Source organism: Pectobacterium carotovorum, from assembly GCA_016415585.1.
GTDB lineage: Bacteria > Pseudomonadota > Gammaproteobacteria > Enterobacterales > Enterobacteriaceae > Pectobacterium > Pectobacterium carotovorum_K.
Genome location: CP066552.1, coordinates 4,105,259 through 4,128,879, shown reverse-complemented (window position 1 = coordinate 4,128,879; position 23,621 = coordinate 4,105,259). Strand labels below are relative to the sequence as shown.

19 protein-coding genes and 1 pseudogene are annotated in these 23,621 nt (G+C 48.6%); 12 read left to right on the top strand and 8 right to left on the bottom strand.

Features of this window, described 5'->3' with window-relative positions:
• Positions 1-46 precede the first annotated feature (46 nt).
• Positions 47-1,159, bottom strand: a pseudogene (locus JFY74_18355) (IS256 family transposase).
• A 348-nt stretch (positions 1,160-1,507) separates the two neighbouring features.
• Between JFY74_18355 and JFY74_18350 the strand changes: the two are divergent.
• The 4 genes from JFY74_18350 (at position 1,508) to JFY74_18335 (ending at position 6,917) form a co-directional block, all read left to right on the top strand.
• On the top strand, positions 1,508-2,137 hold the full coding sequence (locus JFY74_18350; protein QQG27998.1) for a hypothetical protein: 630 nt from the start codon (positions 1,508-1,510) through the stop codon (positions 2,135-2,137).
• Between the two features lie 732 nt (positions 2,138-2,869).
• On the top strand, positions 2,870-3,499 hold the full coding sequence (locus JFY74_18345) for a hypothetical protein (protein ID QQG27997.1): 630 nt from the start codon (positions 2,870-2,872) through the stop codon (positions 3,497-3,499).
• Between the two features lie 1,079 nt (positions 3,500-4,578).
• Complete coding sequence (locus JFY74_18340; GenBank protein ID QQG27996.1) at positions 4,579-5,208, top strand: hypothetical protein; 630 nt, start codon at positions 4,579-4,581, stop codon at positions 5,206-5,208.
• A gap of 1,079 nt (positions 5,209-6,287) precedes the next feature.
• Positions 6,288-6,917, top strand: coding sequence for a hypothetical protein (locus JFY74_18335; GenBank protein QQG27995.1), 630 nt, complete (start codon positions 6,288-6,290; stop codon positions 6,915-6,917).
• 118 nt (positions 6,918-7,035) lie between these two features.
• Here the strand turns inward: JFY74_18335 and JFY74_18330 are convergent, their stop codons facing one another.
• The 4 genes from JFY74_18330 to JFY74_18315 all read right to left on the bottom strand — a co-directional run bounded on the left by JFY74_18330 (position 7,036) and on the right by JFY74_18315 (position 12,608).
• Positions 7,036-7,524 carry a hypothetical protein gene (locus tag JFY74_18330; GenBank protein QQG27994.1) on the bottom strand — a complete coding sequence of 163 codons (489 nt, stop codon included), beginning with the start codon at positions 7,522-7,524 and terminating at the stop codon, positions 7,036-7,038.
• Between the two features lie 1,048 nt (positions 7,525-8,572).
• On the bottom strand, positions 8,573-10,717 hold the full coding sequence (locus tag JFY74_18325; protein ID QQG27993.1) for an alpha-galactosidase: 2,145 nt from the start codon (positions 10,715-10,717) through the stop codon (positions 8,573-8,575).
• Positions 10,718-10,940: 223 nt separating this feature from the next.
• Positions 10,941-11,945: a LacI family DNA-binding transcriptional regulator gene (locus tag JFY74_18320; GenBank protein QQG27992.1), complete on the bottom strand. Its 1,005-nt coding sequence runs from the start codon at positions 11,943-11,945 to the stop codon at positions 10,941-10,943.
• A 54-nt stretch (positions 11,946-11,999) separates the two neighbouring features.
• Positions 12,000-12,608: an HD domain-containing protein gene (locus JFY74_18315; GenBank protein QQG27991.1), complete on the bottom strand. Its 609-nt coding sequence runs from the start codon at positions 12,606-12,608 to the stop codon at positions 12,000-12,002.
• Between the two features lie 278 nt (positions 12,609-12,886).
• Here JFY74_18315 and JFY74_18310 point away from each other — a divergent pair, with 278 nt between their 5' ends.
• The gene (locus JFY74_18310; protein QQG27990.1) at positions 12,887-13,534 is read left to right on the top strand and encodes a hemolysin III family protein; all 648 of its coding nucleotides are present in this window, start codon (positions 12,887-12,889) and stop codon (positions 13,532-13,534) included.
• A 54-nt stretch (positions 13,535-13,588) separates the two neighbouring features.
• On the opposite strand, the gene ygfZ is transcribed toward JFY74_18310, so the two are convergent.
• Complete coding sequence (gene ygfZ / locus JFY74_18305; protein QQG27989.1) at positions 13,589-14,590, bottom strand: tRNA-modifying protein YgfZ; 1,002 nt, start codon at positions 14,588-14,590, stop codon at positions 13,589-13,591.
• Positions 14,591-14,825: 235 nt separating this feature from the next.
• On the opposite strand from ygfZ, the gene sdhE reads away from it, so the two are divergent.
• The 3 genes from sdhE to rlmF all read left to right on the top strand — a co-directional run bounded on the left by sdhE (position 14,826) and on the right by rlmF (position 16,490).
• Positions 14,826-15,092 carry an FAD assembly factor SdhE gene (sdhE, locus tag JFY74_18300; protein ID QQG27988.1) on the top strand — a complete coding sequence of 89 codons (267 nt, stop codon included), beginning with the start codon at positions 14,826-14,828 and terminating at the stop codon, positions 15,090-15,092.
• Positions 15,073-15,486, top strand: a complete 414-nt coding sequence (locus tag JFY74_18295) for a protein YgfX (GenBank protein ID QQG27987.1) — start codon at positions 15,073-15,075, stop codon at positions 15,484-15,486. Before sdhE ends, JFY74_18295 begins: the two co-directional genes overlap by 20 nt.
• 68 nt (positions 15,487-15,554) lie before the next feature.
• On the top strand, positions 15,555-16,490 hold the full coding sequence (gene rlmF, locus JFY74_18290) for a 23S rRNA (adenine(1618)-N(6))-methyltransferase RlmF (GenBank protein ID QQG27986.1): 936 nt from the start codon (positions 15,555-15,557) through the stop codon (positions 16,488-16,490).
• 80 nt (positions 16,491-16,570) lie between these two features.
• Here the strand turns inward: rlmF and fldB are convergent, their stop codons facing one another.
• Together fldB and JFY74_18280 are read right to left on the bottom strand one after the other, a co-directional pair.
• A complete protein-coding gene (fldB, locus tag JFY74_18285; GenBank protein QQG27985.1) occupies positions 16,571-17,089 on the bottom strand; it encodes a flavodoxin FldB in 519 nt (172 codons plus the stop codon).
• Positions 17,090-17,250: 161 nt separating this feature from the next.
• A complete protein-coding gene (locus tag JFY74_18280) occupies positions 17,251-18,579 on the bottom strand; it encodes an MHS family MFS transporter (protein ID QQG27984.1) in 1,329 nt (442 codons plus the stop codon).
• A 311-nt stretch (positions 18,580-18,890) separates the two neighbouring features.
• Between JFY74_18280 and xerD the strand changes: the two genes are divergently transcribed.
• The 4 genes from xerD to prfB all read left to right on the top strand — a co-directional run bounded on the left by xerD (position 18,891) and on the right by prfB (position 23,620).
• Positions 18,891-19,790, top strand: a complete 900-nt coding sequence (gene xerD / locus JFY74_18275; GenBank protein ID QQG27983.1) for a site-specific tyrosine recombinase XerD — start codon at positions 18,891-18,893, stop codon at positions 19,788-19,790.
• A 138-nt stretch (positions 19,791-19,928) separates the two neighbouring features.
• Positions 19,929-20,645 carry a bifunctional protein-disulfide isomerase/oxidoreductase DsbC gene (dsbC, locus tag JFY74_18270; GenBank protein ID QQG27982.1) on the top strand — a complete coding sequence of 239 codons (717 nt, stop codon included), beginning with the start codon at positions 19,929-19,931 and terminating at the stop codon, positions 20,643-20,645.
• Between the two features lie 6 nt (positions 20,646-20,651).
• On the top strand, positions 20,652-22,415 hold the full coding sequence (gene recJ / locus JFY74_18265; GenBank protein QQG27981.1) for a single-stranded-DNA-specific exonuclease RecJ: 1,764 nt from the start codon (positions 20,652-20,654) through the stop codon (positions 22,413-22,415).
• A gap of 106 nt (positions 22,416-22,521) precedes the next feature.
• A protein-coding gene (prfB, locus tag JFY74_18260; GenBank protein ID QQG27980.1) for a peptide chain release factor 2 occupies positions 22,522-23,620 on the top strand; the annotation gives its coding sequence in 2 pieces (ribosomal slippage) (positions 22,522-22,596 and positions 22,598-23,620; 1,098 coding nt in all).
• Position 23,621: the final 1 nt, after the last annotated feature.

The following is a 23,621-nucleotide window of genomic DNA, read 5'->3' as shown; positions in this document are numbered from 1 at the left end:
TGTAAAAGGCTGACCCTGTTAATAATCCAGTGTAATTGCCATCCCATTAAAGGTGGTCGTCCAGGCGATCACCGAACTCAATAATAAAACGGCTCATCGCCAGCCGCCAGTTCTGGAGCGGCATGCTCCATTTTTTTGACGCCGATTGTATCGCCAGATAAATAACCTTCCGCACAGAGTCGTCGTTCGTGGTGTAAATAGCCTTGCGAATATCCGGCGGGTAGCCAAAGAAGGTATTGATATTTTCCCAGTGCGCCCGCCTGGTTTTGCTGATTTGCGGGTATTTCTCATCCCAGACACCGGAGAATTCATCCAGCGCCATCAGCGCGGCTTCCTCTGTCGAAGCCTGATACACCGCTTTCAACCCGCTGGTGACCCCTTTGTAATCTTTCCACGACACGTATTTCAGGCAGTTGCGCACCATGTGGATGATGCACAACTGGATATGTGTCTGGGGATACACGCGGTTTATCGCATCCGGGAAGCCTTTCAGACCGTCCACGCAGGCAATGAGAATATCCTGAAGCCCCCGATTTTTTAGCTCACTCAGGACACTCAACCAGAACTTCGCGCCTTCATGTTCTGCCAGCCACATGCCCAGCGCGAGGAACACCGGCTTGTTTATCACGCTGCCACTGTGCCGAACCTTCACCACGATACAGTAAAGATAAACAATGGGATACAGCGAGTCTAACGGAAGATTTTGCCATTCGGCCACCTGTTCTTTAACGGCATCAGTCACTTTGGATATCAGCGTGGGCGAGACATCTGCGTCATACATCTCTTTGAAGGTAGCGACGATTTCCCGCGTGGTCATGCCTTTGGCGTACAGGGATAAAATCTTGCTGTCCATCTGCGTGATGCGCGTCTGATTTTTCTTAATTAACTGAGGCTCAAAAGAGCTTTCACGGTCACGTGGTGTATTGATTTCAAGCTCACCGTCATCGCAGAGCCACGTTTTTGTCGAGTAACCGTTTCGGGTATTAGAGCCTGTTTGAGGGGGGTTTTTCTCGTGACCGAGATGGTCGGTGAGTTCCGCACTGAGCGCGGTTTAGACGGTGAGTTTCGTCAGCATACGTGAAAACGGGTTGAGAGCCGCTTCTGTTTTGAGGCCTTTGGCCAATTCGGCAGCGAGTGCCTTAAGCTTCTTTTCGTCCATATTTTGCCTGTCTCCGTTGTTGGAGTGAACATATCAAAAACAGGCAATGACACTATTTAAATTACTGCCTCCTCTAGGTACAACGCTAAGCCACCATTTAATTAGCATTATTACATCTTATTGAATGTGTTGTAATAATTATTTGTGAATCGATAATTAAATTTACAAATAACTATTGGTTTTTCTATTAAATAGGCTGGTGTTGTTTTTAAAGTTTCAAAAAAACATATTTGCAAAATACGAAATATTGACAATAATTAAATTGTTATTTCTGGAATTGAATGTTTTTTTTAATTTGGCTTGAAATACCGTTTCCATACCTAATTTATACTGAAAGGAAATAAACTCATGTCTTCCTATGATATCTCTGTGTCAAATGAAAGTGGCGCTGCAGCAAACATTGCTATCTATCAAACTTACCCTAATATCACTAATGGTTTGCCCCTGGTCTGGTTACGGCAAACCATCAATGATGGAAATAATAATACCTATAGCTGGTCCGTCGACTGGGCGCTAAATTGGGGGACAAGTGAGAAGACCTTGGTTCCGGGTGTTCTTTGGCAATCTGGTGGGCCGATACAAAACATGAATCCCACTGTACCCGAAGGAAAAAATGCGATAGGTGTTAGTTACTCCGACGGCCAGTTTCAAACATCGTCTTTGGCGCACTACAATAAAGACGTATCTAGTGGCAGTATGCTAATAAGTACAGATACATCATTTACCGTAACAGAATCAAAATTGATGAGTGTTGCTGTTTACATGAATGCTTTGCCGACATTTGCTATGCAAGGTAAACCAAATGGGAATTTCTTGTTTGACACACATCCAATTTATTGGATTTGTTGCACTGATTCAAACGTGGGCGTTGCTGTCCAGGGGACATTTGTCAGTAGCCCAACCCAATTTTCCTTCCCGGATGGGGTAACCTCGTTGAATTTCACACTTGATGAAACGTTGAAGTTTGTTCGATCCTAATATTGTGGTTTTCTTCGGAAGAGAATAGAGTCTCTTGAGCATGAGAAAACCAATTTGTAATAAACGACAGATTGGTTTTCTCAATTTCACATTAAGTTCTAATATCATATATAAATATGATGCTTCCAATTATTTTGGCTCATTATATAATGCTCGCGTCTAAAATTCTTTCATAATCAGCGTTAATATTCATTATCCCCATTGCTAGTCTGCTCAGGTTTATCATCATCAGATTTCGCTATCATGATGACCACGTTTGTACGTTTGTACGCTTGTTAAGCCCGCAAGCCAGCTATCAAAGAGCGGAGCGCCGAAATGGCTGTCAATAATGTCGTTTTTGCGGTGGATTTAACGTAGTGAGTGCAACTTATGTTTGATCGATTTGCATGAAACTCATAGGCGCATTCATTAAAAAATAGACGCGCTATTAATTTTAATTACTGTTGTTTATAATAATATATATAAATAAAAGAAAGGTGATTTAATTTTTAACTAATATGATAGTCTGTTAATTGTTTTTAAGGTTATTTATTTTTGTTTTTATTGTTGTGTTCAGATTGTTTTTGAGAAAAGTTAAATTTTAAATAACTACTTAACTCATTATTAAATGATTTTTATTTTTTAAATTTTCAATATATATTTGCAAAATACGAGATGTTAGCAATAATTAAATTGTTCCCTCTGGATTGGAATATCGCTCTTATACCTCATTTTACTGAAAGGAAATAAATTATGTCTTCCTATAATATTTCTGTGTTAAATAAAAGTGGTGATGCAGCAAACATTGCCATCTATCAAACTTACCCTAAGATCTCCAACGGTTTGTCTCTGGTTTGGTTACGGCAAACGGTCAATGATGGAAACACCAATGTCTATAATTGGTCTGTCGATTGGGCGCTGAATTGGGGGACAAGTGACCAGCCGTTGGCTCCGGGGGTTCAATGGAAATCTGGTGGGCCAATACAAAACATGGATCCTACAACCGCTGGGGGTAAAAACGCGATGGGCGTCAGTTACTCAGGTGGTCAGTTCAAAACAGAACGTCCAGCGCACAATAATCAAACTATATCTAGTGGCAGTATGCTAATAAATACAGATGCATCATTTACCGTAACAGAATCAAAGGCACTGAGTTTTGCTGTTTACATGAATGCTTTGCCGACCTTTGTTATGCAAGGCAAACCAAATGGGAATTTCTTGTTTGATACACACCCAGTCTATTGGATTTGTACCACTGATTCAAAACAAGGTGTTGCTGTTGAGGGTACATTTGTCAGTAGCCCAACCCAGTTTTCTTTCCCAGATGGGGTAACATCGTTGAATTTCATACTGGATGAAACGCTAAAATTTGTTCGAGCCTAATATCGTAGCCTTCTCCGGAAGGAAATAGAGCATTTTGCGTATGATAAAACCAATCTGTAATAAACGACAGATTGGTTTTATCAATGTTACATTGGGACCTAAGAGTTTATGTAGTTCCCCTGTTTTGAGTACCCCCTCAAGAAGCCCCGAAACTGGCTGAACGCATTAGCTGAGGTGTGTCGTGCTGTCAGGAAAAACAGCGTTATGGTGCGCCACGTCTGACGGACGAACTTCGTGCTCAGAGTCTGATGTACAACGTAAAAACCGTGGCGTGCAGTACTGCTCGGCAAATTATCAGGCACTGCTGAAACGGGGTTATCTACGTGGCAGCACGAGTGCCTGTGGTGGATTTAGCCCAGAACAGTTTGAAAAGTAGCCCTTCGCTTAGGGCTGCGTCCACATTACGTGGGTAAGAACAGTATTATTTTCAGTGAAATGCGCTTTCTTCATGACGAATCTTAATTGGTTGCATTTTAATCAATAAGGGATGATTACACAAAAGTGGTGAATAAAACGCGTGACAAAGCAATGGAAAAAATTTCATGAGTATAAATTTTTGACTGTAAACATCTATGAATTATAAAATATAATTAGGAACGTATTATTTCATAGGCAGGATGTGAAAACTAAACCTTATTTTCAACTGGTTTAACATTTAAATGATTTTTTTATAATATTAACTCATGGTGTTTTTTATTTTAATGATTAAAAAATAAAATCTTATCAAATTATATGGTGGTTTATGTATGTCGATTATATTGAATGAATTATAATAAAATTAAGTGCATTAAAATAATGATGAACGCAAATTAATTTTTTGGGTTAATAAATGATTGTTTTTTGTTGTTGTTAATTTATTATCCTATTTAATGTGTTGAAGTGATCTTTATGGTTAAATTTATAAATAATTATTCTTTTTGCTATTAAATAGGGTGATGTTGTTTTTTAAATTTAAAGAATATATTTGCAAAATATGAATTTTTGGCAATAATTAAATTGTTCCTTCTGAGTTGGAATATCTCTGTGAATTGGTTTTGAATGCCGTTTTTATACCTCATTTTACTGAAAGGAAATAAATTATGTCTTCCTATAATATTTCTGTGTTAAATAAAAGTGGTGATGCAGCAAACATTGCCATCTATCAAACTTACCCTAATATCTCCAACGGTTTGCCTCTGGTTTGGTTACGGCAAACGGTCAATAATGGAAATACCAATGTCTATAATTGGTCTGTCGATTGGGCGCTGAATTGGGGGACAAGTGACCAGCCGTTGGCTCTGGGGGTTCAATGGAAATCTGGTGGGCCGATGCAAAACATGGATCCTACAACCTCTGGGGGTAAAAACGCGATGGGCATCAGTTACTCTGGTGGTCAGTTCAAAACAGAGCATCCAGCGCACCATAATCAAACTATATCTAGTGGCAGTATGCTAATAAATACAGATGCATCATTTACCGTAAAAGAATCAAAAGCGATGAGTGTTGCTGTTTACATGAATGCTTTGCCGACATTTGCTATGCAAGGTAAACCAAATGGGAATTTCTTGTTTGATACACACCCAGTCTATTGGATTTGTACCACTGATTCAAAACAAGGTGTTGCTGTCGAGGGTACATTTGTCAGTAGCCCAACCCAGTTTTCCTTCCCAAATGGGGTAACATCGTTGAATTTCATACTGGATGAAACGCTAAAATTTGTTCGAGCCTAATATCGTAGCCTTCTCCGGAAGGAAATAGAGCATTTTGCGTATGATAAAACCAATCTGTAATAAACGACAGATTGGTTTTATCAATGTTACATTGGGACCTAAGAGTTTATGTAGTTCCCCTGTTTTGAGTACCCCCTCAAGAAGCCCCGAAACTGGCTGAACGCATTAGCTGAGGTGTGTCGTGCTGTCAGGAAAAACAGCGTTATGGTGCGCCACGTCTGACGGACGAACTTCGTGCTCAGAGTCTGATGTACAACGTAAAAACCGTGGCGTGCAGTACTGCTCGGCAGATGATCAGGCACTGCTGAAACGGGGTTATCTACGTGGCAGCACGAGTGCCTGTGGTGGATTTAGCCCAGAACAGTTTGAAAAGTAGCCCTTCGCTTAGGGCTGCGTCCACATTACGTGGGTAAGAACAGTATTATTTTCAGTGAAATGCGCTTTCTTCATGACGAATCTTAATTGGTTGCATTTTAATCAATAAGGGATGATTACACAAAAGTGGTGAATAAAACGCGTGACAAAGCAATGGAAAAAATTTCATGAGTATAAATTTTTGACTGTAAACATCTATGAATTATAAAATATAATTAGGAACGTATTATTTCATAGGCAGGATGTGAAAACTAAACCTTATTTTCAACTGGTTTAACATTTAAATGATTTTTTTATAATATTAACTCATGGTGTTTTTTATTTTAATGATTAAAAAATAAAATCTTATCAAATTATATGGTGGTTTATGTATGTCGATTATATTGAATGAATTATCATAAAATTAAGTGCATTAAAATAATGATGAACGCAAATTAATTTTTTGGGTTAATAAATGATTGTTTTTTGTTGTTGTTAATTTATTATCCTATTTAATGTGTTGAAGTGATCTTTATGGTTAAATTTATAAATAATTATTCTCTTTGCTATTAAATAGGGTGGTGTTGTTTTTTAAATTTAAAGAATATATTTGCAAAATATGAATTTTTGGCAATAATTAAATTGTTCCTTCTGAGTTGGAATATCTCTGTGAATTGGTTTTGAATGCCGTTTTTATATCTCATTTTACTGAAAGGAAATAAATTATGTCTTCCTATAATATTTCTGTGTTAAATAAAAGTGGTGATGCAGCAAACATTGCCATCTATCAAACTTACCCTAATGTCATCAGTGGTTTGCCTCTGGTTTGGTTACGGCAAACGGTCAATGATGGAAATACCAATGTCTATAGTTGGTCTGTCGATTGGGCGCTGAATTGGGGGACAAGTGACCAGCCGTTGGCTCCGGGGGTTCAATGGCAGTCTGGTGGGCCGATGCAAAACATGGATCCTACAACCGCTGGGGGTAAAAACGCGATGGGCATCAGTTACTCTGGTGGTCAGTTCAAAACAGAGCATCCAGCGTACCATAATCAAACTATATCTAGTGGCAGTATGCTAATAAATACAGATACATCATTTACCGTAACAGAATCAAAAGCGATGAGTCTTGCTGTTTACATGAATGCTTTGCCGACCTTTGCTATGCAAGGCAAACCAAATGGGAATTTCTTGTTTGATACACACCCACTCTATTGGATTTGTACCACTGATTCAAAAGTGGGTGTTGCTGTCGAGGGTACATTTGTCAGTAGCCCAACCCCGTTTTCCTTCCCAAATGGGGTAACATCGTTGAATTTCATACTGGATGGAACGTTAAAATTTGTTCCAGCTTAATATTGTGGTCTTCTTCGGAAGAAAATAGGGTATCTTGAGCATGATAAAACCAATCTGTAATAAACGACAGATTGGTTTTATCAATTTTATCTTGAGGGCTGATTATACACTGCTCATTTCAATACTGACTGCGCCAATAATACTTGCTGGGATAGGCTGTTACATGGTTTTGTGCATAAGATAAATGTGTTGTATTTATGTCATGAGGGTGAGGTGGGGTAGTTGTTAAATTCGACGGTTGTAATTGGCTGTTGCCCATAATGAAATTTATTTTCTCTATTCTCTCGTTGTTTTTATTTATGAATTTTCTTTCCAGTGTTATTCTCTTGATGTTATTCCCATGTGTGTATTTCTCTATCGAAGATGTATCTATCGAAGGTGTATTTTTCGAAGATATATCTATCGAAGATATACTTTTCGCTATTGATTCTATTTCTCTGTTTTTTTTCTGCATTTTTATTATTTTTTTATCGGCTATTCCATTTTCTTTATTAATTATTGAAATTGCAATGGCGCTATACTTTTTGGGATCTTTCAGCGCTAGTTTATAAGCGGAATTACTATTGTTGTTGAATAAATGAACTCGTAAGTAGCTTGAAATTCTCATTTGAAAAAATTCCTTTTGTATCTGTTGAATTTTGTCGTTGGCAAAGGCTAGTTGTTTTTTAGGTTTCTTCTATCAAAAAACAATTGTGCTTGATAATTTTCTAATAGATGCAATGTATAATGATGGCACTGGTATTCAGCGCATGGTCTGCGGTAAAATGCAACATATCCCTCATTTAATCCCGATAGGCCGTAATTTTTTATCTGTCAAGGAAAAATATCAAGTGTGGCTGTTGAGGAGGACTATAAGTACGCCGTAATTTGATAGCTTACTCGGATCTTCTTTAATTTTTTCATTTAGATGCGATGTAATGCCATTGTTAATGCACTTAAGTTCCTAAATTATGGAGATATTAAAGTATGATTGGAATAATTAATTCAACAAAAAGTCAATGCGTAAACGCATATAAAAGTTCACTGCTTAATAACAAATTTGACATAAGAGGGATTTTATCCCAGAATAAGTAAAATTTCTAGTTCTCCGTCTGGAATAAGCTTATTTCGAGGAAACCATAAGCTAACTATTCAACACCAATGCCCCCCAATGGAAAAGGTAATAAATAAACACGGTACCCTTTTTCAGGGGCTAAAATCTGATCCTCAAATACCCATTTCAGAAAATGGCGAAAACCTTAAAAAGGTTAATACTGGATTTACCTCTGAATACTATAGGCTCACCTACTAGTAAATTGGTCTCTGATGAAGGATTGGGTTATTCCCTCGAAAGTAACACCTGTGACGCCTAAATAACTTGAAATACGCGAGCTCAGGAAGCGGTTTTCTGTTGCACATTTTGTGCAATGTGTTCGGGCTCATCGTCGTCGCTATAAATACTGGCGCAAGCCAAAAGAGCGCGATGCCACTCGAGCGGTGTTACTGAGTCTGGTGCGTGACGTTCATTGTGCAAGTAGTTGAAAGAACGATTCTGAGTGACACAGATCGCGAATAAACCTGCTTGCAAGTGTCTTTACGATCTACTCTGTATCACCGCTCGACATTACTTTTAATGTGAAGCCTAAAAATTCATACCCGTTGTACTGGGAAAAAGACTAACTTCTGGTGGTATCCGGCACCGCAGAAAGCGCGACCAGAATGGCGGTTTCCGGCGTCAGGACGGGTAGGGCAAGGCCGGCCTGCATCAGCCAATCACCGGAAACCACGATCGGTTGACGTAACCAAGGCGGGAGCTCACGCATGGTGCCGCCGCCTTCTCGCACCGTTTTGATTTCTGGGCCGTCCAGCAGTGTGACTTCATAGCGTGCGTCGGGCAGCAGACCAGGGACGCGGAGCGTCCCCGCCAGCGAATAAGCCGGCATACGTAGCTGAGCTACCTGGAAAACGGCGTGTTGCTGATTGCGGCTCACTACTCCGGTGGCCTGCACCGTATCGGCCGGCATCTCGACCCGCCAGGTGGTGCCGCTGTGCAGCAGCGGGCGCAGCGTTTTGTGCAACTGGATGTAGTGGCGATAGCCTTCTAGCTCGTCGTCATCGGCCTTCACGGGATCCAGCTCAATGCCCATGTGACCGAACAGGGCGGTCAGGCCGCGAAAGGCGATGGTGTGACGCCGATAGGTGGCGTGACAGCGAGCGTGCCCGATGTGTTGCCCCATCACCTCCGGCGGGAAGAAGTAGCTCATGCCGCGCTGAATGGTCTGGCGTTCTAATGCATCGTTGTTATCCGACACCCAGAAGCGCTGGGTACGCTCCAGCACGCCGTAGTCGATGCGGCCGCCGCCGGAGGCGCAGGATTCGAATTCAACATGGGGAAAACGCTGGCGCAGGGTATCGAGCAGACGATAGAACTGTCGGGTTTGCGCATCGGCTGCCAGACGCCCCTCATGGCCGGGTTGCACCAGTTCGCGGTTCATATCCCACTTCACATAATCGATCGGATGCTCACCCAACAGCCAGCTCAGCCGCTCCAGCAGATAAGCGAAGACCTCGGGCTGGTTTAAATTCAGTACGTACTGGTAGCGGCCCGTTGGCTGCGCGTAGCCGGGTAATTGCAGCACCCAGTCTGGATGGGTGCGGAACAGGTCGGAATCGGGATTGATCATCTCTGGTTCGACCCAAATGCCGAACTCCATCCCCAAGGCTTTGACATGCTCAATCACGGGCATCAGCCCGTTAGGGTACTTTTCCTCGTCCAGATACCAGTCGCCGAGCGCGGCTTGGTCGTGGTGACGCCCACGGAACCAGCCGTCATCGATAATGAAGCGCTCTACGCCGACGTCGGCGGCTTTGCTCGCCATCTGCATGATGTACTCGGGGTCATGATCGAAATAGATCCCTTCCCACGTATTGAGATGTACCGGACGTGGCTTATCGCCGCTGAATTGGATCAGGGACTGGCGCAAGAAGGTGTGATAGCGCTGGCTCATGCCGTTTAAACCGGCATCGGAGAAGGCGGCGTAGACCCACGGCGTCGTGAGGGATTCCGACTGTGCCAGCGTGATTTCACCCGGCAGATACAGGGCTTCCGCCTGTATGACGCGACGGCCATCCGTTTTGATATCAGCACGCAGGCGGTGGTTGCCGCTCCAGCCTAAATGCACGCCCCAGACAGCGCCACGCTGTTCGCTGAATGCGGACTCGCCGAGGATAAAGGCGGGGAAATACTCGTGGGAGCTTCTTCCCCGACGGCTTTCCTGAATAAAACCGCCGTGCTGTAACGTGAGGCGGTGAGTCTGAAACTCGCGCAGCCAGCGGCCGTGAAACGCCATGACGTCGCTCGCCCGTTCTGGGACAGGCAGCGTGACGGCGAGGCGCTGCACTTGCCAGGCATCCGCACGCAGATTCTCTAGCGTGTGGCGCAGTTGCAGGACGTCGGTCTGCGGATCCAGACGCAGTTCGCTGATCAGTCGCAGTCCTGCCTGTGCATCTTCCGCCGTGATGGTGAGCGTATTGTCCTGAACGTCAGTCTGCGTCGTCGTGAAGATCGGCGCGGCGTCATAGCCTGAACGGTGCCCCTCAATACCCGGCGAACCGAACTGACCACGCCCGTATTCCATCGCCAGCGTCAGAGGAAGATCCACGTCCAGACGACCATTAGCGACGGGGCGTTGTAGAGAAACGATATCTTCTGGCGAAAAACCGCGCAGCCGTGGTCCCCAGTAGAGAATTTCCGCTGCCGGGGCGCAGCGTACGATGACATCGCACTGCGCGCTGGTTAATTGAACAATATCACGCTTCATGAGGAAGGCTCCAAATTACGACGACCAAATGATGAATAGTGGATCTTAGTAAGAACTTAAACGTTTAAGTTATCAACTTAAACGTTTAAGAAATGTGATATTGTTAAAATAATCGTTAGAAAATGGAAAAAGGTTGCGATGAGGATGTGAAGGGCATCTCGCTGACGGCTGGCGTAACAAACCAACCGGTGGCTTTATAAAATGTGGCAGAGAGCGGAATAGATTAGGCGGGAAAGCTCGTGTTGCCGAGGCGTAATATTGGTTGCCACAACACCTGCAAGTTTTCTACGGCTTCGCCCGCGATCAGCGCCTGCATCATGCTGGCAATCTGTTCGCCAACCTGCTCGCGTGTCGCCTGCTCGATGGCGGTCACGGTGATGTCGGTCAGGCTATCCTGCGGCAGGCCGTCATACATCACTAACGCGATAGGGTGTGAACCGGAAAGCCGACCCGCCTGCTGCAATGCGGCAACGGCACCGTCGCCGTGGACGTTGCCGTCCATCACCATCGCGGTGGGTGGCTCAGGCAGCGCCAGAAGGTCGAGCATGGCCTGATAGCCCGCGCGGCGCGTGGGGTTAACACAGCGCAGATAGGCATCGTGAAACGGCAGGCCGTGGCGTTGCAGGGCATCGCGATAGCCCTGACGACGCTGCATAATAAACGCCTGCGGGTGGTCTTCACTTAAGATAGCGATACGGCGATGGCCGAGCGCGATCAGGTGTTCGGTTGCCAGCATCATGCCAGCGCGGTTGTCAAAATCGAACCAGGCGTAAGGGTGGGGAAGCTGGCTGCGCCCCAGCGCCAGAAAAGGCACGTTGTGGCGTTGCAGTAACGTCAGCCGTGCATCCTGTTCACACGTATGCGCGACGATCAGCGCATCGATACGGCGGCTGGCGATCAACCGGGCAGCGCCCTGACAGGCATCTTGCTCGCCAGCTAGCAGGAGAAAATCGACCTCATGCTGCGCCAGTTTGCGGCTGATCGCGCCAACCATCTCAAAAAAAATATCGTTACTCAGGGAAGAGGCATAGGGATAGACCAGCCCGACGGCGTTGCTTTTGCCCGTTTTTAGGCGGCGTGCGTGCGTATTGGGACGATAGCCAATACGTTCCGCTTCCTCCTGAATACGCTGGCGCGTGGCGTCGGAGATATCCCGATGGCCGTTCAGCGCACGACTCACCGCCGCCACGGACAAACCCAGGTTATTCGCGATTGTTTTTAAAGACATCACCCTCTCCTGACGTGAATGCCCGGCGACGGGGCGTCTAGCGGGAAAACCGAATTATAGCAACCAGCCCTTGGCTTTGGCGTCTTCCAGATGCTGTTGGAGGTATTGCCACAGTTCCGGGTTGATCGTGGCGATGAACTCGGCGCGGTCAAGAACCTGTTCCAGACGGATGCCGTTTTCTACCCAGCTTTGGCCGCCGTTGTACAGGTTCATCAGCATCGGCATGACGCGATCGAGCACCAGAGCGAACTGGGCGCTCGGAGTTTCATTCGCTTCGTATTCTTCCCACAGATCGTGGAATTGTTGGCGCTGTGGTTCTGGCAGCAGGCCGAAAATACGGGCAGCAGCAGCCACTTCCTGATCGTGAATCGCCAGACGAGCGGAAAGATCGTAAACGATCACATCGCCCGCATCGATTTCGACGATGTCGTGAATCAGCGCCATTTGGATCACGCGCTGGATATCGACGCCTTCACCGGCATAAGGCGCCAGCGCCATCGCGGCGACGGCAAAATGCCAGCTGTGTTCGGCAGAATCTTCGTGACGTTCGCTGCCGATAATCTTGGTGCGGCGCTGTACGCTTTTTAATTTATCGATTTCTATCAGAAAGCCGAAGACATCGGTCATGGAACCGAAATTCAGAGTAGATGGGGCAGATGACATGAAAAACTTACCTCTAAACAGGGAGATATCGACGTCGATCATTGTAGGGGATGTCGCCCGAGATTGACATGCATGATTACAGGCTAAGCGAGAGAGCAAGCCGGAAGCAAGGCAAGAGTAAATATTTTAGCTTACACGTGTACACTGAAACTATTCTCAGTTAATCTGCTCAAAGGTTAAACACCTACGCCTGTTTCATCCTGTACGAAAGCAGGAAAGGCGGGCGAATAACGTCAGCACACGACGTGTTCTGTTGCCGAATACTGCGGAATCGATTGATGTCAAAAAATGAACAAATGTCGGATTACTCTCTGGCAGAGGAAATTGCGAACAGCATAAGCCACGGAATCGGTGTGATTTTCGGGATTGTGGGGCTGGTTTTATTGCTGGTGCAGGCAGTCAACAATGACGCCGGCAGCGTGGCGATTACCAGCTACAGCCTCTATGGCGGCAGCATTATTCTGCTGTTTCTGGCGTCGACGTTGTATCACGCGATTCCGTCTCAGCGTATTAAGCCGTGGCTGAAGAAATTCGATCACTGCGCCATCTATCTGTTGATTGCCGGAACCTATACGCCATTTTTGCTGGTGGGGCTGGATTCGCCGCTGGCGCATGGCCTGATGGTCGTCATCTGGAGCATGGCGCTGCTGGGCGTGATTTTCAAACTGGCGTTTGCTCACCGTTTTGAAGTACTGTCGTTGATTACCTATCTGGTGATGGGCTGGCTGTCGCTGGTGGTGATTTACCAGATGGTGATGAAGCTGGCGGCGGGGAGTGTGACGCTGCTGGCGGTGGGCGGCGTGGTGTACACGCTGGGGGTGATTTTCTACGCCTGCAAGCGGATTCCCTATAATCACGCGATTTGGCACGGCTTTGTGTTGGGCGGCAGCATCTGCCACTTTCTGGCGATTTATCTTTATATTTAAGTCTACATAAAGCGCATGAACCAACCTGACTCATGCGCAGTACCGCTTGTCAGATTAATCCGTTATTTCATACGGCAGAGGCTGGACCGTGAGCTGGCTTTCGGCATCTTCACGTACGCGCAGAAGGTTCTCTGCGTTCAGATCGTTATTCAATACCGCCTGAACCCACACATCATCGTTCTGCAATTGGCTAGCGGCCAACACGGTACCGGTACGACGCCAGTTTTCACCGAGTTGCAATTCGAGATCGTCCCCCGCCTGCGGCACCTTATTTGCCTTGCCCGCCAGCCAATAAAGCGCGCGCTTATTAGCCCCGCGATATTTTGCCCGAGCGACCATTTCCTGACCGGTATAGCACCCTTTGCTGAAGCTAATCCCATTTAATGCCTGTAAATTAGTCGCTTGCGGGATGAACTGCGCACTGTTTGCGCTGTCAATGATGGGCTGACCTGCTTCAATATCCAGCGTCAGCCATTGGCGGCTGTCATTCAGGCTGACTTTATCGCCGAGTTGTTCAAGCAGCGACGCACTGTGCTCAGGAGACAGTACCAGCAAGAAACGTTCTGCAGGATGGGCAAAATGCAGTAAGGTAGCCCCTTCGTGCTGCACGACAGGGTGTTCAGCGTCTGGAAGCTGGTTAAATACAGAGGCCAGAAGCTCACGGATGCCCGCACCCGCTGCGCCCAGCAGGATGGTGTTATCGTCTGGTGCGATGGTCGTTTTTGAGAAAACGGCGTATTTTTTCAGTTCGCTAAGCTGGGCGTCGCGTAGATTACGGCGCTCAATAAACGCAAAGCCTTCGCCGTGATGGAACAGACGCAGGTTGCTCCACATTTTCCCTTTCGCGTCGCAGTGGGCGCAAAGGATGTGCCGATCGTCAGGCAGCGCCCCGACATCTGCGGTGACCTGTCCCTGAAGATATTTGACGGTATCCGGCCCGACCAGCGTGGCGAGTGCCCAGTCATCCAGCGAGATGAGCGTGGCGGCCAGTTGGGCGGAAGCAAATGGGGGCTGTGAGGCAAAAGGAAGTTGATGAGCCGTATGTTGATTAACCATATAGTACAATCCTGCGCTAAGGGCGATACCCGAATGGCCTAATGGTAAAAGAGCGCTCAGGGTTTGCAAGTGGTTATTCACGCAGCGTTACGGCATAGCACATCCTGATACTGCTGAGCGCATTCGGCGCGGTGCGCGTCGGTAAATTATGTCAAAATGTTACTATCAGTTGATACCCGCTACCGGAATCGGAGTACACTAGCGGCAAGCAGCGATAACAAGGTGGACATGAAATATGGAAATCGATAATAAATCACGCATTCATTGGGCATGCCGCCGTGGTATGCGCGAATTGGATATCGCGATCATGCCGTTTTTTGAGCATGACTATGACACACTTAATGATACTGATAAGCGTACGTTTGTACGTTTGTTACAAAGCGACGATCCCGATTTATTCAACTGGCTGATGAACCACGGTGAGCCGGAAGACGGAGAGCTGAGACACATGATTTCCCTTATTCAGACGCGAAATAAAGACCGTGGCCCAGTGGCAATGTGATCTTCGCGTTTCCTGGCGTATGCAACTGCTGTCGTTGGTGGTGCATGGTCTATTAGTATTACTCATTCTGCTGGCACCGTGGCCGGACGGTTATGCATGGCTGTGGCTTTGTCTGGTCACGATGGTGATGTTCGGTTTTATCCGTAGCCAACGGAATATCAAATCCCGACAGGGGGAAATCGTTCTGCTCAGCGAAACGACCCTGAACTGGCGGCAGCAGGAATGGCAAATCGTTAAGCGACCGTGGCTGCTGAAGAATGGCGTGTTGCTGTCATTGCAGGCGGTTAACGCTAAAGACAAGCAACAACTGTGGCTGGCATCGGACAGCATGGGCGATGACGAGTGGCGCCATCTACGTCAGCTTCTTTTGCAGCAGAAACACTGGGCGAGATAGCAGTGCGTTGGAAATGTTTTTATTCGGCCAATATTTGGCCGTGCTTTGAAATTGATTGGATATAACTGATGACTAAGCCCGCAGTGCAAAAAAATGGTCTGCATCCTCGTAATCGCCATCGTGACCGTTATGATTTTCCCGCGCTCAAACAGAGCTATCCTGCACTGATTCCGTTTGTAAAGGTGAATGCCTACGGTGATGAATCCGTGGATTTTGCCAATCCCGAGGCGGTGAAAACGCTGAATCAGGCGTTGTTGCAGCATTTTTATCAGATTGAGCACTGGACGATTCCAGACGGCTTTTTGTGCCCACCCATCCCCGGTCGTGCTGACTACGTCCATCATCTTGCCGATTTATTGGCGGAAGATAACCGTTCGGTGGTGCCGCGCGATGCGTCCGTGCTGGATGTCGGCTGCGGTGCCAACTGCGTCTACCCGCTGATTGGGCATCGTGAGTACGGCTGGCGTTTTACCGGCAGTGATATCAATCCGCTGGCGATGAAAGCGGCTAATGAAACGATTGAGGCAAACCTCGGTTTGAATCGGTCGATTCGCCTGCGCCGTCAGAAAAATAGCAAAGCAATACTGGCAGGGATTATTCATAAGAACGACACGTTTGATGCCGTCATGTGTAATCCGCCGTTCCATGCGTCTGCAGAGGATGCCCGTCAGGGATCGCAGCGCAAACTGCACAATCTGGGGCTGGATAAGCGTTCACCGCTGAATTTTGGCGGGCAACAGGATGAGCTGTGGTGTGAAGGTGGCGAGTCCGCTTTTATTGGTCAGATGATCAAAGAGAGCGCCGGTTTTGCCCGTCAGTGCCTGTGGTTTACGTCGCTGGTGTCACGTAAAGAGAACCTGCCGGAGATTTATCGTGCGCTGGAAGCGGTTGATGCGGAGAAGGTCAGAACGATAGATATGGCGCAAGGCCAGAAGCAAAGCCGCTTTGTGGCGTGGAGCTTCCTTGATACCGCTGCGCGTACCCGCTGGTTACAAAAGCGCTAAACGACTTCAACCTTTACGGATATCAATATTCGCGGATACCTGTTGCAAAGGTATCCGCTCACATCACCATTCAGCTCAGATTACAGTAATGACGCCATCTCTTGCAGGATCTGTTCGCACCACTGTTCCAGCCGTTCATCGCTGAGATCGTATTGGTTCACTTCGTCCAGCGCCAGCCCGACAAAGTGTTTGCCGTCGGCAGTCAGCGGTTTCGGACTGGTGAAGTCGTAGCCCTCTATTGGCCAATATCCAATAAATGTTACGCCCAGCGGCAGCAGTTGGTCATGCAGCATGCCCAGCGCATCAAGGAACCATTCGCTATAGCCAAGCTGGTCGCCCATACCGTAGAGCGCGACGACTTTGCCGTTGAGGCTTAGCGTCGCTAATTGACCCCAAATGTTCTCCCAGTCTTCCTGAATCTCACCGAAATCCCAGGTTGGGATGCCGAGAATCAGCGTACTGTAATCTTCCATACGTTGAGGGCCGACATCCTTAACGTTGTGCAGATCCACCAGTTCTTCACCCAGAATGTCGCGAATTTTTTCCGCCGCCATTTCGGTGTAGCAGGTGCTTGAGCCGTAAAATAGACCGATTTTCATATTCAGTTCTTTATAAACAATTGCTATCAGTAAGGGCGCACTCGCTTCAGGCCATAGAGATAACGTGACAGGCGAAGGGTGCCGCTGGATGTCGGTATTCTAAAAGGAGAACAGGAGTAAGAAAAGGTGCAGTGAGGGCCGTGGCCCCCACTGAAGGGAAATTATCCCAAAGACTGGTGACGCGTTTCTTTGGTGAGAAGCAGTGCAATCAGCGTCAGTGATGCCATAGCAGCCAGATAAACGCCGACATAGAACAGGCCGTAGTTGGCCGTCAGCCATGCGGCGATATACGGTGCGACTGATGCGCCCAGAATCGACGAGACGTTATAGGAGAATGATGCGCCTGTGTAGCGCACTTCCGTCGGGAACAGCTCCGGCAGCAGGGCACCCATCGGGCCGAACGTCAGCCCCATGATGCTCAGACCCAGCACCAGGAAGCCCATCACCAGCGCCTGATTACCTGAACCGAGCATATAAGGGAACAGCATAGCGAAGACGATCATGAGGCAGGTGATGGTAATCATGGTCTTACGGCGGCCAAAAGCATCCGCCAGATAGCCCGCTACCGGCACCATCAGACCAAAGCCGATCACCGCGATCATCAGCATCAACAGGAAACTGTTACGTGAGAAGCCAAGCCCCTTAGGTTCTGGCGTCGTACCGTACGTCATGGAGTAAACGGTCATGATGTAGAACAGCGTGTAGGTCGCCAGCATGATGAAGGTGCCGAGGATCGTGACTTTCATATGCTTGCTGAGCAGCGTGCCCAGCGGCATACGCACCTGCTTACCGGCTTTGACTGCTTTGGTAAAGACCGGGGCTTCATGCAGAGAGATACGGACATACAGGCCAACCAGCACCAGCGCGGCGGACGCGACGAACGGCACACGCCAGCCCCAGGTCATGAACTGCTCTTCCGTCAGCAGCCAGGACAACAGCAGAAAGGTACCGTTAGCGAAGAAGAAGCCAATCGGCGCGCCAAGCTGGGGGAACGACCCATACAGCGCACGTTTATGGGACGGGGCATTTTCGGTCGCCAGCAGCGCCGCGCCGCCCCATTCACCGCCCAGACCCAGACCCTGGCCGAAGCGCGCCAGTGCCAGCAGAATCGGTGCAAAAATACCAATGGTTTCGTAGGTCGGTAACAGCCCAATCAGAACGGTTGAAATCCCCATGGTCAGCAGAGAAGCGACCAGCGTGACTTTACGTCCAACGCGGTCACCAAAGTGACCGAAGACTGCCGAGCCAATAGGGCGAGCCACAAAGGCAATCGCAAAAGTGGCAAGCGACTGTAGCGTCGCGGCAGTCGGATCGCCTTGTGGGAAGAAAATGTGCGGGAAAATCAGCACCGCAGCAGTGGCGTAGATATAAAAATCGAAAAATTCGATAGCGGTGCCAATTAATGACGCAACAATCACTTTATTGCGTGAGTTTACGGGTGGCGCTTCCGCTTCGGCATCGAGAGTGGGAGTGATGGTGGTGGCTTGCATAATGTTTCTTTATTTTAACAACACGAACAGCCATTCTACGCACAGAAAAATCGGCTTTTCAACGTTGATTCAGTAAGGTCAATGCCAGTAGACACACGGCTTCAAGGAGCCTGTTCCGATATATTGACGATACATAAAATATAATGTGCCGTGGCCTTATTTTTGCCGGAGAATGTTATGGTGATGTTGATGCTCGCGGAATATGTGAGATCACGCACAATTCTGTTTACGAGAGAATGCGGACCTGATGAAGGTGTAAAGTCGCTGCTTCATCGGCATAATATTGCCAATCAGTGAAGAAGGACACGGCGATGCAAGAACACGATCGGGCGCTTATCGAACAGTTTCTCGATGCGCTGTGGCTGGAAAGAAATCTGGCAGAGAATACGCTGGCCTCTTATCGGCTGGATCTGCGAACGCTCGCGGAGTGGCTTGCACATCATGAGAATGGTTTGCTACAGGCGCAGTCGCTCGATCTTCAGGCGTTTCTCGCTGACAGAGTCGAGGGGGGCTACAAGGCAACCAGCTCGGCCCGCTTGCTGAGTGCGATGCGCCGTTTCTTTCAGTACCTTTATCGGGAAAAGCTTCGCAGCGACGATCCGAGCGCAGTGCTGTCATCGCCAAAACTGCCACAGCGTCTACCCAAAGATTTGAGCGAAGCGCAGGTTGATGCGTTGCTCAACGCCCCAAGCATTGAACAACCGCTGGAATTACGCGATAAGGCCATGCTTGAGGTATTGTATGCGACGGGGCTGCGTGTTTCCGAGCTGGTTAGTTTGACGATGAGCGATGTCAGCCTGCGGCAGGGCGTGGTACGAGTGCTGGGGAAAGGGAATAAAGAACGACTGGTACCGTTGGGTGAAGAAGCGGTGTACTGGATCGAGTATTATCTGGAACATGGTCGCCCGTGGCTGCTGAATGGGCAGACGCTGGATGTGCTGTTTCCTAGCAGTCGCGCACGGCAAATGACGCGCCAGACGTTCTGGCACCGCATCAAGCATTATGCGGTACTGGCGTCCATCGACAGCGAAAAGCTCTCGCCGCACGTCTTGCGCCACGCGTTTGCGACCCATTTATTGAACCACGGCGCGGATTTACGGGTCGTACAGATGCTCTTGGGGCACAGCGATCTTTCCACGACGCAGATTTACACCCATGTCGCGACGGAACGGCTGAAGCAGCTTCATCAGCAGCACCATCCGCGCGCATAGGGATAACGTAACCACCAAGTCATTATACAGAGTAACAGGATGTTATCTGGCTGGCGGGATTTCCCGCTTACTATCACAGCGCATTGGTACAATGCTATTTTGCTACGAACCATGTTGCGAAAACACAGGATTGATGAAATGAAAAAAGGGTTATTACTGCTTTCTTTGCTGGTGGCCACGGCGACCCATTTTGCACACGCCGATGATGCTGCGATCAAGCAGACGTTGACGCGTCTGGATATGCAAGGGGCGGAAATCCTGCCTTCGCCGATGGCGGGTATGAAAACCGTCATTACTGATAGCGGCGTGCTGTACATCAGCGAAGACGGCAAGCATTTGCTGCAAGGCCCGCTTTACGACGTGAGCGGCACCATGCCGGTTAACACCACTAATAAGATCCTGATCGGCAAGCTGGATGCACTACAGGAACAAATGATTGTTTATAAAGCCGCGCAGGAAAAACACGTTATCACCGTGTTCACCGACATCACCTGCGGCTATTGCCACAAACTGCATGAACAGATGAAAGACTACAACGCGCTAGGCATTACCGTGCGCTATCTGGCCTTCCCGCGTCAGGGCATGAAATCGCCGGCAGCGAAAGATATGCAGTCCATCTGGTGCGTGGCCGATCGCAATAAAGCGTTTGATAGCGCGATGAAGGGTGACGCGATCTCGGCAGCAACGTGCAAAACCGATATCGCCGCGCATTACCAACTGGGCATCCAGTTTGGCGTGCAGGGCACCCCTGCCATCGTGCTGCAAGACGGCCTGGTCGTGCCGGGATATCAAGGGCCGAAAGAAATGCTGGCGATGCTGGAAGCACACAACGCTTCGAAGAAAACCGGCGGTTAATGCTACGTGGATATGATTACCCAACTCCGTCGGCGTCCGCTGGCGGAGGACATTGATTTACCTGACACCGTTCCGCCCTTGCTGCGTCGCCTTTATGCGCAGCGCGGCGTGAAAGGTGCGCAGGAGCTGGAACGTAGTCTGAGTGGTTTACTCAATTACCGTTTGCTCAGCGGCATTGATAAAGCGATTGATCTGCTGCAACACACGCTGGCAGAGAAGCGCTGCATCGTCATCGTTGGCGATTTTGATGCCGATGGCGCCACCAGCACCGCGCTTACCGTATTAGCGCTGCGCAGTATGGGCGGCGTGAACGTGAAATATCTGGTGCCGAACCGTTTTGAAAACGGCTACGGGCTAAGCCCTGAAGTGGTGGCGCAGGCTGCCGCGCTGGGTGCGGAAGTGATTGTGACCGTGGATAACGGAATCTCTTCTCACGCGGGGGTCGAAGATGCGCATCGGCGCGGTATCTCGGTGCTGGTGACCGATCACCATCTGCCAGGCGAAGTTTTGCCTGCTGCCGATGCCATGATTAACCCCAATCTGCCTGACTGTCAGTTTCCCTCCAAATCACTGGCTGGCGTGGGCGTCGCGTTTTACCTGATGATGGCGCTGTTCGTGCGCTTGCGTGATAGCGACTGGTTTACGCAGCCCTTTTTTACGCAACAGGGTCTGGCGAAGCCGAATCTCACTGAATTACTGGATCTGGTCGCGCTGGGCACGGTGGCTGACGTCGTACCGCTGGATGCCAATAATCGAATTCTGGTTGCACAGGGGCTGAACCGCATTCGTGCGGGCGAGTGTCGCCCGGGCATTCGTGCACTGCTGGAAGTGGCTAACCGCGATGCCAGCCAACTGGTCTCCAGCGATCTAGGTTTTGCGCTTGGGCCACGATTGAACGCCGCCGGTCGGTTGGATGACATGACGGTCGGCGTTGAGCTGTTATTGAGTAACGATATTACTCAGGCGCGCATGCTGGCTAATGATTTAGATGCGTTGAATCAGGACAGGCGGGAGATCGAACAGGGAATGCAGGTCGAAGCGCTGCGTCTGTGTGAATCGCTGGAGCGCACTCGTACTGAATTGCCTTACGGGCTGGCGATGTATCACCCAGAGTGGCATCAGGGCGTCGTCGGTATTCTGGCTTCGCGCATTAAAGAACGCTTTCATCGTCCGGTAATTGCCTTTGCGCCCGCGGGCGACGGCATGTTGAAAGGGTCGGGGCGTTCTATTTCTGGTCTGCATCTGCGTGATGCGCTGGAGCGGCTGGATACACTGTACCCCGGTATGATGGATAAATTCGGCGGACACGCGATGGCGGCAGGGTTATCGCTGCATGAAGATCGGTTCGACGATTTCCGGCTGCGTTTCGGCGAACTGGTTGGCGAATGGCTGGACCCATCTCAGCTTGAAGGCGTTGTCTGGTCTGATGGTGAACTGGCTCTGCCGGAGCTGGATTTGTTATCGACGGCAGAAATGCTGCGCTACGCCGGGCCGTGGGGGCAGGCATTCCCTGAACCGACGTTCGATGGTTGCTTCCGTATTCTGCAACCCCGTCTACTCAAAGAACGCCATTTGAAAGCGATGTTTGAACCGATAGGCGCAACTGGCGCTGTGCCGCTGTTAGATGGTATCGCATTCAATGTCGATACCACCATCTGGCCGGATCCGAGCATTAAAGAAGTGGAAATGGTGTATCGGCTGGATATTAATGAGTTTCGTGGTAAACGCTCGGTGCAATTGATGATCCAACATCTGTGGCCGCGCGCGTGAACCACATACGGTGGGCAGAAAGTCTATAAAATGCGCCTTTTATCCGCTAGAATGGCGGGTTACACCATTCCGTTGTCAACGACTTAACGTAAGAATATAAAAAATCATGTTTGAAATTAATCCGGTAAAAAACCGCATTCAGGATCTGTCTGAACGTAGTGCCGTTCTTAGGGGGTATCTTTGACTATGATGCCAAGAAAGAACGCCTCGAAGAAGTAAACGCAGAACTGGAACAGCCTGATGTCTGGAATGAGCCTGAACGCGCTCAGGCATTGGGGAAAGAACGCTCCTCGCTGGAAGCTATCGTAGACACTATCGATCAACTGACTCAGGGTCTGGAAGATGTGAATGGTCTGCTTGAGCTCGCGGTGGAAGAAGAAGACGAAGACACCTTTAATGAGACGTCGGTAGAACTGGATACGCTGGAAAATAAATTAGGCCAGCTCGAATTCCGTCGTATGTTCTCCGGCCAGTATGACAGTGCGGATTGCTATCTGGATATTCAGGCGGGTTCTGGCGGTACGGAAGCGCAGGACTGGGCCAGCATGCTAGTGCGTATGTACCTGCGTTGGGCGGAAGCCAAAGGGTTTAAAACCGAAATTATTGAAGAGTCAGACGGTGACGTGGCCGGTACGAAATCCGCCACCATCAAGATCATCGGTGACTATGCGTTTGGCTGGCTGCGTACTGAAACTGGCGTACACCGTCTGGTGCGTAAGAGCCCGTTCGATTCCGGCGGCCGCCGTCACACCTCATTCAGCTCCGCGTTTGTCTACCCGGAAGTGGATGACGATATTGATATCGAAATCAATCCAGCCGACCTGCGTATTGACGTGTACCGCGCATCCGGTGCGGGTGGTCAGCACGTTAACCGGACAGAATCTGCGGTGCGTATTACCCACATTCCGACCAACATTGTCACGCAGTGTCAGAATGACCGTTCCCAGCATAAAAACAAAGATCAGGCGATGAAACAGCTGAAAGCCAAGCTGTACGAGTTTGAGATGCAAAAGAAAAATGCTGAGAAACAGGTGATGGAAGACAACAAATCTGATATCGGCTGGGGTAGTCAAATTCGTTCCTATGTTCTGGATGATTCGCGCATCAAAGATTTACGTACCGGAGTGGAAACACGTAACACTCAGGCGGTACTGGATGGCGATCTGGACAAATTTATTGAAGCAAGTTTAAAAGCGGGGTTATAAG